13 protein-coding genes are annotated in these 14,273 nt (G+C 45.0%); all 13 read right to left on the reverse strand.

Annotated features, from left to right (window positions below; translation table 11 throughout):
• Positions 1–5: 5 nt before the first annotated feature.
• The 13 genes from DP120_RS02370 to DP120_RS02430 all read right to left on the reverse strand — a co-directional run bounded on the left by DP120_RS02370 (position 6) and on the right by DP120_RS02430 (position 14,230).
• Positions 6–707: a LutC/YkgG family protein gene (locus DP120_RS02370; protein WP_112221574.1), complete on the reverse strand. Its 702-nt coding sequence runs from the start codon at positions 705–707 to the stop codon at positions 6–8.
• Positions 708–709: 2 nt separating this feature from the next.
• Positions 710–2,137: a LutB/LldF family L-lactate oxidation iron-sulfur protein gene (locus tag DP120_RS02375; RefSeq protein ID WP_112221575.1), complete on the reverse strand. Its 1,428-nt coding sequence runs from the start codon at positions 2,135–2,137 to the stop codon at positions 710–712.
• A gap of 2 nt (positions 2,138–2,139) precedes the next feature.
• Positions 2,140–2,871: a (Fe-S)-binding protein gene (locus tag DP120_RS02380; protein WP_112221576.1), complete on the reverse strand. Its 732-nt coding sequence runs from the start codon at positions 2,869–2,871 to the stop codon at positions 2,140–2,142.
• A gap of 102 nt (positions 2,872–2,973) precedes the next feature.
• A complete protein-coding gene (locus tag DP120_RS02385; RefSeq protein ID WP_112221577.1) occupies positions 2,974–3,237 on the reverse strand; it encodes a phosphocarrier protein HPr in 264 nt (87 codons plus the stop codon).
• 18 nt (positions 3,238–3,255) lie between these two features.
• Positions 3,256–4,026, reverse strand: coding sequence for a DeoR/GlpR family DNA-binding transcription regulator (locus tag DP120_RS02390; protein WP_112221578.1), 771 nt, complete (start codon positions 4,024–4,026; stop codon positions 3,256–3,258).
• A 21-nt stretch (positions 4,027–4,047) separates the two neighbouring features.
• On the reverse strand, positions 4,048–5,304 hold the full coding sequence (gene rhaA / locus DP120_RS02395) for an L-rhamnose isomerase (protein WP_112221579.1): 1,257 nt from the start codon (positions 5,302–5,304) through the stop codon (positions 4,048–4,050).
• A 36-nt stretch (positions 5,305–5,340) separates the two neighbouring features.
• Positions 5,341–6,762: a rhamnulokinase gene (gene rhaB / locus DP120_RS02400; protein ID WP_112221580.1), complete on the reverse strand. Its 1,422-nt coding sequence runs from the start codon at positions 6,760–6,762 to the stop codon at positions 5,341–5,343.
• A 33-nt stretch (positions 6,763–6,795) separates the two neighbouring features.
• Positions 6,796–8,865, reverse strand: coding sequence for a bifunctional aldolase/short-chain dehydrogenase (locus DP120_RS02405; RefSeq protein WP_112221581.1), 2,070 nt, complete (start codon positions 8,863–8,865; stop codon positions 6,796–6,798).
• 191 nt (positions 8,866–9,056) lie between these two features.
• Positions 9,057–9,383 (reverse strand): L-rhamnose mutarotase, encoded by a 327-nt coding sequence (locus DP120_RS02410; protein WP_112221582.1) that lies wholly within the window; start codon positions 9,381–9,383, stop codon positions 9,057–9,059.
• 121 nt (positions 9,384–9,504) lie between these two features.
• Positions 9,505–10,557, reverse strand: coding sequence for a rhamnose ABC transporter substrate-binding protein (rhaS, locus tag DP120_RS02415; protein WP_112222295.1), 1,053 nt, complete (start codon positions 10,555–10,557; stop codon positions 9,505–9,507).
• Positions 10,558–10,614: 57 nt separating this feature from the next.
• The gene (locus tag DP120_RS02420) at positions 10,615–11,661 is read right to left on the reverse strand and encodes an ABC transporter permease (protein WP_240611945.1); all 1,047 of its coding nucleotides are present in this window, start codon (positions 11,659–11,661) and stop codon (positions 10,615–10,617) included.
• On the reverse strand, positions 11,658–12,692 hold the full coding sequence (locus DP120_RS02425; RefSeq protein ID WP_112221584.1) for an ABC transporter permease: 1,035 nt from the start codon (positions 12,690–12,692) through the stop codon (positions 11,658–11,660). The genes DP120_RS02420 and DP120_RS02425 overlap by 4 nt, the downstream gene beginning before the upstream one ends.
• Positions 12,693–12,718: 26 nt before the next feature.
• Positions 12,719–14,230, reverse strand: a complete 1,512-nt coding sequence (locus DP120_RS02430) for a sugar ABC transporter ATP-binding protein (RefSeq protein ID WP_112221585.1) — start codon at positions 14,228–14,230, stop codon at positions 12,719–12,721.
• Between the last annotated feature and the right edge of the window lie 43 nt (positions 14,231–14,273).

Here is a 14,273-nt window from a genome sequence, read left to right on the forward strand (position 1 = left end):
ACTGATTACAGATCCTCCACAATCACATGAACAGCCTCAACTGGACCATGCACCCCGATTACGATATTCATTTCAATATCCGCACTGTTACTCGGTCCCGAGATGAAATTGATGCAGGTGGCAAGATTGTTTCCTTCCTCCACCGATTGATGGACAGCCTGAACCACTTGTGTCATGCGGGGGACGATTGTGGATTTTGGTACGATAGCCACATAAACCGTAGGCAACAGGCTGATTGAGCGGGCAATATCTTTATCATTGAATTGCACAATTGTACCCGATTCAGCTAAAGCGGCATCGCTGATAAATAGGCCAATATTGGCTTTTTTTGCAATTTCAATATTTTCTTGGCCTCGATTTGTGTCCCAGATATGGGTTTTTTCATTGTCCAGCACTGCATCTAAGCCAAATTCACCGAAGCGTGCATCCTTTGAAGCCACTACTTGACCGCCGCCATATTTCATAATGACTTCCTGCAGGGCTTCGGCAAGATTAGCTTTATCCGTGTTCACGACAAAGGTCGACTTCTCCAGGCTGTTTTTTTTGAAAGCGGCAGCTAACTCATTGACCGAAGCTCCACTGAATACGTCCAGCTGCGGACGATGCTGCCATTCAGGAAGACCAACTTGTCTGTTTCTGTCACGACCGAGCTGGGAAGTGATTCTATTTAAAAACTGTTCTTTATTATGAATAGTTCCGGCAGTCATCGCTATTCCCTCCCTTTTCCACGGTCATTGAACCAGTTTCTGAAGTTGTCTTTCCCTGGAGCCGGAAATTCGCGGACAGAGGTCCAGAGCTTCATCGGACCTGGTCCCGAGGTGATGCTGTTGTCTTTCACTAATGGACCCAGAATAGCTGGCATGCCCTTTACGGCGAGTTTGAATAGCGCTGGAGAACTTGCTCCGATGCCAAAAGTCTTTATCGCCATTTTCTCGCCGGTCATGCCTTTTTTCTCTACATAATTCTCCCGGTGCTTAATGAGGTGTTCGTGAAGAGGAATTTTAACCGGACAGGCTTCGGTGCAGGCGGCACAGAGACTGGATGCATAGGGAAGCTCTCCGTATTCCTCATAGCCTCCAAGAATCGGTGACAGCACAGCTCCAATTGGCCCTTGGTAAATTGAGCCGTAAGCGTGACCCCCAATATGCCGGTATACCGGGCAAACATTTACACATGCAGCACAGCGTATACAATGCAGTGCGGACTGAAATTCAGTTCCGAGAGCATTGGATCGTCCTGCATCTAAAATTATCAGGTGGAATTCTTTCGGCGCATCTATACTGTCTTCTTCCAACTGAGGGGTCAGATTAGTTACGTAGGTCGTTATCTTCTGCCCTACTGCACTTCTGCTCAACAAGTTAATCATGACATCGAGCTCGTTCCACGTCGGCACGAGCCGTTCCATACCCATAACAGTGATTTGGGTTTCAGGAAAAGTCGTCACCATATTCGCATTTCCTTCGTTCGTTACGAGGGAAATCGTGCCGGATTCGGCTACAGCGAAATTACAGCCGGTAACACCGATATCCGCTTCCATAAAAGTTTCCCGCAGCTGACTCCGTGCAAAAGCAGTCAGTTCCCGCGGTTCCTCAGTTCCGGTGTAATTTGCCTTGTCGCGAAAAGTATCCCGAATTTGCTCTTTGTTTTTGTGGAGTGAAGGAACAACTATATGCGAAGGACGGTCGTGGTCATCAATCTGCAGAATATATTCCGCCAAATCCGTCTCATACACTTCACAGCCGATTTCTTCCAATGCTTCATTCAAGCCGATTTCTTCTGTCACCATCGATTTTGCTTTCGTCACTTTTTTAGCATTCTTTTTCTTGGCCACTTCCTGGATGTAACGGGTGGCATCTTCAGCGGTTTCAGCAAAATAGACATGGCCGCCCAGTCTCGCAAAGTTCTCACTCAATTGATCTAAGTAATAATCCAGATTTTCAAGTGTATGCCGGCGGATTTCTTCCCCTGCGCTGCGCCACTCTTCCCAATCGCCAATTTGCTCGTCACCTACTGTGGCGTTCAATTTCCTGCCTCGCAGTCCGTCCTGGGCTTTGGCCATTGCGTTGCGCATGAAACCATCTTCAAGAGCATCATCCACCCGGTCAAAAAACGGCTTTTCGCCTATTTTCATTGCCATAGTTATACCCTCCCTTCTACTCGTGTGTTGAGTATTTGAGCGATATGCTTCACTTCAATCGGCTTGCCTTTCCGGTCGATCCGCCCTTTTATATTCATCATGCAGCCATTATCCGCCGCAATCAGGACATTGGCTGTCGATTCTTCTATATGCCGGATTTTCTCATCTACCATCTGCTCAGAAATCGGAGCCATCTTAACAGCGAAGGTACCGCCAAACCCGCAGCAGTCGTAATTATTTTGAAGTGGCAGCAGCTCAAGCCCTCTGACATTTTTCAGCAGTCTGAACGGGGCTTCTTTTTCGTGGAGCAGACGCGTCATGTGACATGATGTATGGTAAGTCGCTTTTGCAGGATAAGTTGCGCCAAGATCTTCGACTTTTAAGATGTTGACGACGAACTGGGTGAATTCATACGTTTTATCGGCAATCTTTTTTGCCCGTCCATACCATTCGCCTTCGTCTTTCAAAAGCTGCGGATACTCTTTGAACATAGCGGCACAGGAACCTGAAGGGGTAACAATATATTCAGAAGCTTCGAAGCTGGCAATCATTTGTTTCGCCGCTTTTTTGGCATCTTTTCTATAGCCGCTGTTATAGGCTGGCTGGCCGCAGCAAATCTGCCCCTTCGGAAAATCCACTTCGCAATCGAGACGTTCGAGTATCTCGACGACATCTTTTGCTGCATTTTGATAAAACATTTCTGAGAGGCATGTGATAAATAATGAGACTTTCATTTTTATCCACTCTTCCGTCTTTTATTTTCTTCTTAGCTCCTTAATCATAGTTCCGGTAAAGACACAGCTTTCCCACTCTGACTCCGTGAACTGAAAACCATGTTACTCGGCTATTTCGCTTTTGATGAAATGATCAATTTTGTTCAGGGCATCCTGTTCATCGGGTCCGTTGACGGCAATGTCAATTACCGCTCCTTTTGCGATCGCTAAAGACATGACACCCATAATTGATTTGAGATTCACAGTGGATGATTTGTACCGTATTGAAATATCTGATTTAAACTGACTTGCAAGGTTAACCAATTGAGCTGCTGGCCGTGCCTGAATGCCGGTTTCGGAAATTACTTTATAAGATTTTTCTGCCATAAAGATCCCCTTTTCTTGTTACTGAATTTTTGAAGGGCGGATAATCGTTGCAGCGCAGTCGTCAAATTCATCTATCTGCTCTTTACTGGTGCGCGAATCAGTGATAATAAAATTAATTTCTTCTATTGCTGCAACTTTAGAAAATGCCTGTACCCCGAACTTTGAGTGATCTGCCAACAAAAATACTTCGTCCGCAATTTCACTCATTTTCTTTTTCACAAGAGCCTGCATTTCATGCGAATCACTGATTCCCCTCACTGCATGAACTCCGCGGCAAGAGATGAACGCTTTGTTGACGTAATATGATTCCAGGGCATTTGTCGTCTGCGGTCCAACAAACGACAGTGATTTTTGCAGCAATGTTCCGCCAGCGGAAATTACTGAAATCTTCTTTCGATTTGACAGCTCCATTGCCACTTTCAGCGAATTGGTCACTACAGTCAGGGGAATATCCGGCAAAATTTTGGCCATATACCAGGCCGTCGTACTGGCATCCAAAATGATTCGTTCATTGATGGATACATATTTAACGGCTTCTTCCGCCACTTCCATTTTCTCTATCACATTCCTCACTTCACGTTCGAAGTAAGGGGATTCATGGCCGCTCAGTTCTACACTTACAGCGCCGCCATGGCTGCGTTTTAACTTCCCCTCGTTCTCCAGTTTCTCCAAATCACGGCGGATGGTTTCTTCCGTCACACTGAAAATTCTACTCAACTCAGAAACCCGGCTGCTGCCGCTTTCATTTATAATAGAAGTTAATTTTTTATGTCTTTCTGCTATAAGCATCCTCTTCACCTCTATCGCGGTCTATGATCGGGCTGATAATACAGCTGTTTCGTAATCTGAAATTTCTTCAATCCAATACTCTTTTATCGGCACTCCCATTGTCTCGCAATAATAATTCCAGATTGCGCCAAACGGATAGGTTTTAAACTCTTCCAATAAGGCCAGCCGCTTAGTAAAGTCTCCTTCTTCCTGCAGTGCTTTCAGGTGCTCATTGGGCAGAAGCATTCCATATAAAAGGGCTTTAATCATATTGCGTGTGCCGATCGTCCATGCAGCAACCCGATTAATGCTGGCATCAAAAAAGTCCAGTCCGATAATGACTTGGTCCAAAGCATCGTTCCTTACAATTTCCAAAGCAATTTCTTTCAGCTCATCATCCAGAATGACAACATGGTCACTGTCCCAACGAACTGGTCTGGATACATGCAAAGCTAATTTTTCATTGAATAAAAGCATGGCTGAAATCTTGTCGGAAACCCGCTCAGTCGGGTGATAATGTCCGGTATCCAGCAGACAGATTTTATCGTTTTTCATCGCATAATTCAGATAGAATTCATGTGAACCTACTACGAATGCTTCAGAACCAATGCCAAAAACCTTGCTTTCAACAGCATCAATATTGAATTGTTCATCTGTTTTTACAGCAAAGATCTCATCAAGTGATTGTTTTAACCGCTTTCTTGGCGTTAAACGATCACTGGGAGTATCCTTATAGCCGTCCGGAATCCAGATATTGGTGAGACAAGGTGTTCCCAGTTCTTTCCCAAAATACTCCCCTATTTTCCGGCTGGCAATGCAGTGGTCTATCCAGAACTGCCTGATTTCGGCATCAGGATGCGACAGGGTCAAACCGTCCGCAGCTTTTTTATGTGAAAACAAAGTCGGATTGAAATCGAGGCCAAGTCCATGTTCTTTTGCCCACACTACCCATTTTTCAAAATGCTTTGGTTCCAATTGGTCTCTGTCCACCAGTTCCCCGTCGGTTTCGGCATAAATGGCATGGAGATTAATGCGGTGCGTTCCGGGAATAAGGGAAAGGGCCTTTTCTATATCCCGGCGCAGTTCTTCAGGAGTTGTCGCTTTTCCGGGGTAGTTTCCTGTCACTTCGATGCCGCCTGATAACTCTTCTTTATTGATCTCAAATCCACCAATGTCGTCGCCTTGCCAGCAATGGATGGATACGGGGACATTCTGCAGTTTTTCAAATACTTCCTCTACCTGGATTCCCCAATGTTCATATTCTTTCTTTGCTTCCTCGAACTGGTTTATAACACTCATAATACCCCTCCTGATCAGAATCTTGTCCGCTGCCGTTCAGTCCTGTAAATTTACTGTGGAGCGCGTGAATTTTTTCACTTCAAAAGATTGTTTTACAATACTTCGCGCTTCTGCAATGTCACTGATTTCTCCTAAAGCAATCAGCTGTGCAATCAAATTTCCGATTGCCGTCGCTTCCACCGGTCCGGCAAACACTTCTTTGTTTGTAGTATCCGCAATCAACTGATTGAGCAGTTCGTTCTGGGATCCGCCGCCGATTACATTGATCGTGTGGAATTCCTTTTCGAATATATCTTCTATTTCAGCAATGGCGTTTTTATAGCTTGCGGCCAGGTTTTCAAAAACACAGTTGGCGATTTCTCCCGGTTCCACAGGTACTTGCTGATTGGTTTCCATGCAATATTTCTGTATTTCTTCAATCATGTTCTCCGGTTTCAGGAAACGTTCATCGTCCACATTCACGATAGCCGTTCCGCCATTCACACCTTTTGACATTTCCACTAAATCAGCAAATGAATACCTGTTTCCGTAATTGCGTTTAACTTCCTGGATCATCCACAGCCCCATAATGTTTTTTAGAAATCGGAACTGGTAATCCATCCCGCCTTCATTCGTAAAGTTATAGTCCAGTGCTTTCGTGACACAAATCGGAAAATAATTTTCGACTCCTATCAGGGACCAGGTTCCTGAACTGATGTAGATGGTATCTTCGGATTGTGGCACGGATAAGACGGCTGACCCAGTGTCGTGAGTTGCGGGAAGCACGACGTTCATATCAAAACCGCATTCCTCCGCCAATTCTTCTTTTAAATTTCCGAGGACTGTTTTTGGCATCATAACTTCCTGGAACATTTCAAAATTCAGGCCCAGCCGATCTATGATTTCTTTGTCCCAGTTTCTTGTGAATGCATTGATCAACTGAGTGGTTGTGGCATTGGTATACTCGTTGGCCTTTACCCCAGTCAATAAAAAATTCAAATAATCCGGGATCATCAGGAATGTTTTTGCTTTTTCCAGCACTTCTGGATTTTGCTTCTTCAACGCAGCTAGTTGGTAAATGGAATTGAATTTCTGAAACTGAATGCCTGTTTCCAGATACAAGCGTTCTTTCATAAAGATTTCTGTCACTTCTTCCATGATTCCGTCTGTTCGGGGATCACGGTAAGCGATGGCATCCGTCAGCAATTGATCATTGCCGTCCAACAGCACGAAATCGACGCCCCAGGTATCGATTCCGATGCTTACCGGCTTTTCGTCAAAAGCACTGCATTTTTTGATGCCTTTTATAATTTCCTGGAACAATGACTCAATATCCCAGCAGAAATGGTTATTCTTTTCTATGATCTGATTTCCGAATCGATGGACCTCCACCAGTTCAAGTTTGCCGTTTTCTAAACCTCCGGCAATCACTCTTCCGCTGGATGCACCAATATCAACAGACAGACAATAAGTTTTCATGGGCAACCTCCCAAAACATAAGCTCCTGCTTTCTTAACGTGTGAAGGCAGCAGGTACGCCTCCATCTACTGTAATCATGCAGCCTGTCGTTTTTTCCGCCTTGGAGGAAGATAAAAACAAAATTGAGTCTGCAATATCTTTCGGGTATATATTGACTAACAGAGTTGTCCGTTGACGATAATGCTCATCCAATTGATCAGGTTCGATGCCATAAGCGGCAGCACGTTCCTCACGCCATTTAGAGCCCCAGATAGCTGATCCCTGAAGCACTGCATCCGGCAGGACGGAATTTACGCGGATACCAAATTCTCCTCCTTCAGCAGCGATGCACCTTGCCAGATGTGCTTCCAGCGCTTTTACTGAACTATAGGCGGCTGCGCTTTTGCCTGCGTAAATTGAGTTTTTTGAGCCGATGAAGACCATGCTTCCGCCAATCGACTGCTCTTTCATCTGATTGAAAGCTTCACGGGCAACCAGGAAATAGCCTTTTCCGAGAACATTCATATTCAAATCCCATTCTTTTAACGTGGTTTCCCCGAATGGGCTTGAAGTTGCGAGTCCGGCATTATTGACAATGATGTCCACTCCGCCAAAAGCCAGGGCGGTTCTTCTGAACGCTTCCTGAACCTGCTCTTCGCTGGTTACATCCATCTTGACGGCAAGCGCACGTCCTTCGCCAAACTTCCCGTTGATTTCAGCGGCTACTTTTTCTGCACCTTCAAGATTAAGGTCTGCCAATACCACATGTGCGCCGGAAGCTGCGAATTGCCGGCAAGTTTCACTGCCTATCCCGCCTGCCCCTCCTGTGACAAAAGCCACTTTTCTGGAAAATTCCGCTTCTGCTGGAGCCAGCGAAAGTTTGTACAGTTCCAGCGGCCAGTATTCGATGTTATAGGATTCATTTTCATTCAGCGATACGAATTTGCCGAGCGCCTCCGCACCCTTCATCACTGATATCGCACGGTGGTACAGGGCCCCGCTGACGTTTGCCATGGTCACATTCTTTCCGGAATTCACCATTCCGATTCCTGGAATCAGGATGACCCGCGGTGCCGGTTCAAACATGATATCCCCTTCGTTTTTATTGCGTTCAAAATACGCTTTGTACTCTTCCTTGAAGTTCTCGATGCCAACTTTAACCGCTTCAGCAAGCTGCTCTGCATTTTTTGTTGCAGGATCCCACTCGACAAACAGCGGCTTCATCTTTGTATGTACCAAATGATCCGGGCATGCAGCTCCCACTTGAGACAGCCCGGCAGCATCGTGGCTGTTGACGAATTCGAGTACATCTTCAGCTGAGTCATAAGTTAAAAGCATTTTCTTGTCGTCGCTGACTGCTCCGCGAATTACAGGCATCACTTTCGAAAGGATATTTCTCCGGTCTTCGTCCGTCAAAGCATCGTATTTCTTTCCGCCGAAAACAGGCTCTTCTTTTAAACGCGAGTTGATGAAACTCTCGGCTTCACTAATCACTGATATTGTTTTATCGTAACTTTCTTTTGCCGTTTCTCCCCAAACCACTAAACCGTGTTTTTCCATCAGCACAAGGTCAGCATCCGGGTGGTTTTTCACGCCTTCGGCAATCATCTTCGAAAGTGTGAAACCAGGACGAACATAAGGAACCCAGACAAAGCGGTCACCAAAGATTTCTTTTGCCAATTCTTGTCCATTATCGGCGCAGCATAAACTGATGATGGCATCCGGGTGGGTATGGTCTACATGTTTAAAAGGCAGGAATGCATGAAGCAAAGTTTCTATGGATGCCCGGGGATGCGTGCTGTCAATCACGCAATGCGTCAGGTAGTTCACCATTTCTTCGTCCGTCATTTCCTCTCGCTCGGCCAAAGGGCGAATGTCCTCCAGATTTAATCCGGTAAAATTTTGCGCTCCCATCGTGGCAAGATCCGAGCCGCTCCCTTTTACCCACATCACTTCAATTTCTCGGCCGCGAAAATCTGTTTCTGTGGTTTTCATCGAAGTGTTGCCTCCACCCCAGTTGCAGACTGCACGATCAGAACCCAGTAAGTTGGAGCGATAAACCAATTCGCTTAATCCCTCATTTAATGTGGCTGCTTTTTCTTCATTCCATAAGTTCTGTACCATAAATACCTCCAGTAAACTTTTATTTTCGATAAGGAACGTATTCCTTCCTTATATATAGGGTTGTTTTGCTTAGCCGGACTTTACTGAAAGAGCGACAAAGAAAGACAATTATTTTCATTTTTTCTGGTAAACCTAAAACATCCCTTGATTTTTTTCGTTTCAACTGATTAAAAATAAGTAAAACGGTAATTCTACCTTAAGTAAAAAACTTCCTTCAACGGACTGATTGGTTCTGCTTCATTAAAATCAAAGGACCCCTGAACCATTTCGGACGTGATGGCATTCCATCGATTGCACACGTCGCTGTCTGCAATATACGCAAACGCTTTATCCACATCGTCACATTCAAAACAATAAAAAAATTGGTTGCCATTCTGGAAAATCGAATAATTGCTGATTCCTGCTTTGGTATGTTCTTCGAGTACTTCCTTCCAGGGGTTTTCGTGAAGTTGCACATAATCTTCCAAAGCTTCTTCTTTGATCCGCCAAGTCCAAGCAAACTTATTACTTGTTTCCATTAAGCTGCCTCCTGAAAGTAATAGATTTTATCTAGGTTCCATAAAAGATGACTGGCGGAAAACTGTGAATCTGTCTCCCGCCAATCTCATTTTTCAAATAAACCCGGATTGTTCTTTAAATTTAATAGACTTCTTTCCATTCACCGATATTATCTTTATCAAAGCGGAATGGTTCACCAAGCATAACTTGAGTACCTTCACCGTCTTCGACAATTTCTTTTTCACCGAGTCGCCCTGCTTCGAAAGTTTCTCCAAGCGCTCCTGTGATGTCACCTTCAACCAATGCCACAGCTGTCATACCCGCCCCATAGCCTACATCAATCGGGTTCCACAGGAACATCGCCGGAGAAACACCATTTTCAATGTAAGTTGCCATTTCACTCGGCAATCCAAGACCAGTCAGAATCACTTTTCCAGCTAACCCTTTATCAGTCAGAACTTTACCCGCAGCCGCTATACCTACAGTTGTAGGAGATACGATTGCCTTTAGATCCGGATATTGCAGCAGCAATGCTTCTGCTTCAGAAGTACTCTTGTCGCGCAAGTCATCGCCATAAGCAACTTTTACCAGTTCGATATTTTCATATTCCGGTTTTTCAAGTTCTTTTTTCATCCACTCAATCCAAAGGTTCTGGTTCGCCGCCTGGGATGTGGCACTCAAGACAGCAATTTGTCCTTCTCCGTCAATCATTTCAGAAACTGCCTGAATCTGTGTGCGGCCGATAAGCTCAGGGTCTGCCTGGTTAACGTGCACCATACGGCTCTCCGGGTTTACAGCTGAGTCAGCGGAAAGCACTTTGATGCCTGCGTCCATCGCTTTTTCCAAAACCGGCTGAAGTGCGTCAATATCATTTCCTGTTATTAAAATCGAATCCACCTGCTGTGTGATCAACTGTTCGACAATTTGAATCTGCCCTTCAGCTGTCGGCTGATCAGGAGCACGAAGAATAACTTCGCCGCCAGCTTCCTTGATGGCTTCTTCAAAACCATCCATCATTTTTTCGCCATATGGATTTCCTGTATTCTTAAATACCATGGCATAAGTCGGTTTTCCATCAGTTCCACCGCCAGCAGCAGCTTCCTCGCCGCCCGGTGCTGCATCTTCATTTCCACAAGCTGCAAGCAATCCGACAGCCAAACCAACTACTGCCCATTTTGATAGGATTTTCTTCATTTCTTTCGCCCCTTTGATTGTATTTGTATACTTAACCGGCATTTTGCCGTTAGCAACCTATTCCAACTTCCTCTTGCTTCCTGACTTTTTGAATTTCCAGTTCACCTTCATCTTCGGAACCGCTACAGAAACCAGCAATAACAGACCGATAATTATGAGCATCGTCTGAGAAGGGATATTGATCAGCCCTAAACCGTACTGGAGATAGCCGATGATGAAAACGGCAATAATGGCACCAATCATACGCCCCTTGCCTCCGGCAGTACTGATTCCTCCCAAGGCGACCATCGCAATTACATCCAGCTCGTACATCATGGCTACGTTCGGGCGTGTACTGCCCATGCGTGACGCCAGGAATATAGCTGTAATTGCAGCCATCAGGCCAGCCAGGGTGAAGACAATCACTTTTATCCTATCAACCCGAACTCCGGAAAAGCGGCTGGCTGTATCGTTGTTCCCCATGGCATATACCTGTCTGCCGAATGTAGTCTTATGGAGCAGAAGTGTGAAAACAATGGCAAGGATGGTGAACGCGATTAAGATGAACGGAATGCCCGCTACACTTCCCCATCCGAAAAAACTGAACCATTCAGGAAAATTGCCAGAAGCCTGATCCTCTAAAATAACGTAGGCAATTCCCCGATAGAGAATCATGGTCGCCAAAGTTACAATAACGGCCGATAACTCCTTGAACTTCACAATCAGTAATCCATTTATCAATCCACATAATGCGCCAACCAGTAAACAAATTACGAGGGCAGCACCCATGGGCACGTTCAAAGTGTTGTAAAGAGTCGCCATGATCACTGATGACAATGCGACTGTAGAACCCACCGATATATCTATATCCCTTAAAATCATGATCATGACCATCGGGAATACGATAAATCCTTTATCCAGAAAAACCATTGTTGCATCTCTAAGCCCTGCTGCATTCAAGAAATAGGGGGATAGAGAAGTGTTGATTACGATAACCAGGAGGAACACCAGAATCAGCAGCCATTCCCATTGGAGGAAAAATTTCTTCAGTGAGAATTCCTGCTTGTTTTTCAGTGTTCTCTGAACATACTCATTTTGATCGAGAGTTCTCTGTTCCATAGTCATATCTTCCTCCTCAGCAGATTATTTCTGTCCACTCCACGCTTAACAAGCGCATTTACAATTACAGCAAATAGGATAATTGCGCCTTGTATCGCGCTTTGCCAGAACGGAGAAACATTCATCAAAGGAAGGGCGTTATTCATGATCCCCAATAATACAGCTCCTAAAATAACACCTGAAATCTTTCCGGATCCGCCGGCGATGCTCACACCGCCGAGAATGCATGCCGCGATAACCGTCAACTCAAAGCCCGAAGCCGTGTCGCCTTGTGCCGACGCGAATTTAGAAACCCAGAGAACTCCTGACAAACCAGCCAGTCCGCCCATAATCGAGTAAACAATGACCAGAATTTTCGTTTGGTTAATACCACTGACTTTTGCAGATTCCGGATTGCTTCCCACCGCATAAATCTGTCTGCCTGTTCGAGTATGATTGATAAAATAAAAAGCGATGATATAAATAATGATCGCTATGAAAACCAGTGTATTGATACCGAGAATACTGCTGGTTGCTATAGATACAAAGCTCTCGGACATTTGGTAGGAACTGATCCATTGCCCGTCACTTATCGTGTATGTCATCCCCCTAAAAATGTTCATCATTGCCAAAGTGGCGATGATTGGCAGAATCCCTATTTTGGAGACCAGAAATCCGATTGTAACCCCGCATACCGTCCCAATGCCGATTCCCATTAAAATGGCAAGAAGCGGATGCAGCCCGCTGTACACGCTGACAGTCTGTGCAACCAGCATTCCGGATAACGCAAGCGTTGCTCCGATCGACAAATCAATTCCCCTCGTTATCAGGACCAGCATCATTCCCAGAGCAAGAATACTCAGGATTGCAGTGTTGGTGATCATATCCGTCAAATTGCCGAGCGTCATGAAGCTGGGATTTTTTATCTGCACTACAATACATAGCAGAATAATAAATGCCAGCAAACCCAATTCGCGGAATTTAGATATTGCTGCCAGTTTTGAAGCTTTTTTCTCTTGCTGAAGCTCATTCGAACTTTCTACTGCTGTTTCGGCCATACATACTCACCCCCATCCCTACTTTTTTATCCGGCGTTTTTTTCAGTTGAATCTGTCATGGATGCTTCAAGAATTGCTTCTTGTGTAGCGATTGCCCGATTTAAAATTTTCACGATTCTTCCGGCTCGCATAACGGCAATCCGATCACTCATTCCAATAACCTCTGGCATTTCAGAGGAAATCATGATAATTCCATAGCCTTGAGATGCCAATTCGTTGATAATTTCGTAAATTGCTGATTTGGCTCCGACATCAACACCTTTTGTCGGTTCATCCAGGATAATGATGTCTAATTCAGCAGTCAGCAGTTTGGCGACTGCCACTTTTTGCTGATTCCCTCCCGACAGCGAACTCACCAGATCGAAAATGCTATTGGCTTTCACATGGACTTTCTCAGCTAATTCCTTGGCGATGGCAAACTCTTTCTTATCTCTCAGCCAGCCTTTGTTCCCTATAGCGCTCAGTGCCGATAAAGAGATATTTCTCCCAATGCTCCATTGAAGCACCAACCCCTGCTTTTGCCTGTCTTCAGGCAAATAACCGATTCCCAGCCTAATGGCTTCTTTCGGGCTTTGAATTTTCACTTTTTCTCCGTTTAGCACGATCGAGCCCTTATCGTAGGGCATGATCCCAAAAAGCGACTGGCATACTTCTGTCCTGCCGGCCCCCACAAGACCAGTCAAACCAAGGATCTCTCCTTTATGCAGGGTAAACGACACATCAGCAAAATAACCCGCTTTCCCCAACCCTTCCACTTCCAAAAGCTTTTCACCGATTTCTCCTTTTCTCTCCGGGAAAACCTGGTTGATTTCACGCCCAACCATCGCTATGATCAAATCTTCATTCGAAATTTCTTCTATTCCCCATGATCCGATATATTTTGAATCACGCAGTACAGTCACTTGTGACGCCAGCCTGTACATATCTTCGAAGCGGTGTGAGATGAAGATTATGGAAGCGCCCTGGTCCCGTAAGTTTTCCGTAATCTTATACAACTCTTCGCTTTCCCGTGAAGTCAACGCTGCGGTAGGTTCATCCATGATGATGATTTTCGCCTTAGTTGAAATTGCTTTTGCTATCTCAACAATCTGCTGCTGGGCGACACTCAAAGCACCCATTTCAGATTTCGGATCGATTGAAGAACCCAAAGATCTCAGAATTTTTTTTGCTTCGTCATGCATTTCCTTCCATAATATACGTCCTGTAAATTTCTGGATCCTTTCATGGCCCATGAAAATATTCTCTGTCACACTCAAATCCGGGTAACTGGTAACATGCTGATAAATAGCAGCAATCCCTTTTTCCTGAGCATCGTTCGGGTTTGAGAATTCCACTCTTTCACCATTCAGGAACATTTCTCCTTCGTTCGGGGCATGGACTCCTGTGATTACTTTTATAAATGTGGATTTTCCTGCACCGTTTTCTCCCATCAATGCATGGATTTGCCCTGGCTTTAGTTTAAAATCGACATTATCCAATGCCCTAACTCCAGGAAACTCCTTCGTAATACCCTTTAACTCAAGAACATAGTCAGACATTTACTCACTCCTCATCCTCAGACTCTTATGTCTCCGCCAATGA

Source organism: Planococcus halotolerans (genome assembly GCF_003289955.1).
GTDB classification, from domain to species: domain Bacteria; phylum Bacillota; class Bacilli; order Bacillales_A; family Planococcaceae; genus Planococcus; species Planococcus halotolerans.

Bases quoted from the DNA above. Each gene is read 5' to 3' on its own strand.
- DP120_RS02385 (WP_112221577.1), bottom strand. From the start codon at position 3,237: ATGGCAGAAAAATCTTATAAAGTAATTTCCGAAACCGGCATTCAGGCA.
- DP120_RS02420 (WP_240611945.1), bottom strand. From the start codon at position 11,661: ATGACTATGGAACAGAGAACTCTCGATCAAAATGAGTATGTTCAGAGA.
- DP120_RS02370 (WP_112221574.1), bottom strand. From the start codon at position 707: ATGACTGCCGGAACTATTCATAATAAAGAACAGTTTTTAAATAGAATC.
- DP120_RS02410 (WP_112221582.1), bottom strand. From the start codon at position 9,383: ATGGAAACAAGTAATAAGTTTGCTTGGACTTGGCGGATCAAAGAAGAA.
- DP120_RS02430 (WP_112221585.1), bottom strand. From the start codon at position 14,230: ATGTCTGACTATGTTCTTGAGTTAAAGGGTATTACGAAGGAGTTTCCT.
- rhaB (WP_112221580.1), bottom strand. From the start codon at position 6,762: ATGAAAACTTATTGTCTGTCTGTTGATATTGGTGCATCCAGCGGAAGA.
- rhaS (WP_112222295.1), bottom strand. From the start codon at position 10,557: ATGAAGAAAATCCTATCAAAATGGGCAGTAGTTGGTTTGGCTGTCGGA.
- DP120_RS02375 (WP_112221575.1), bottom strand. From the start codon at position 2,137: ATGGCAATGAAAATAGGCGAAAAGCCGTTTTTTGACCGGGTGGATGAT.
- DP120_RS02405 (WP_112221581.1), bottom strand. From the start codon at position 8,865: ATGGTACAGAACTTATGGAATGAAGAAAAAGCAGCCACATTAAATGAG.
- rhaA (WP_112221579.1), bottom strand. From the start codon at position 5,304: ATGAGTGTTATAAACCAGTTCGAGGAAGCAAAGAAAGAATATGAACAT.
- DP120_RS02380 (WP_112221576.1), bottom strand. From the start codon at position 2,871: ATGAAAGTCTCATTATTTATCACATGCCTCTCAGAAATGTTTTATCAA.
- DP120_RS02390 (WP_112221578.1), bottom strand. From the start codon at position 4,026: ATGCTTATAGCAGAAAGACATAAAAAATTAACTTCTATTATAAATGAA.
- DP120_RS02425 (WP_112221584.1), bottom strand. From the start codon at position 12,692: ATGGCCGAAACAGCAGTAGAAAGTTCGAATGAGCTTCAGCAAGAGAAA.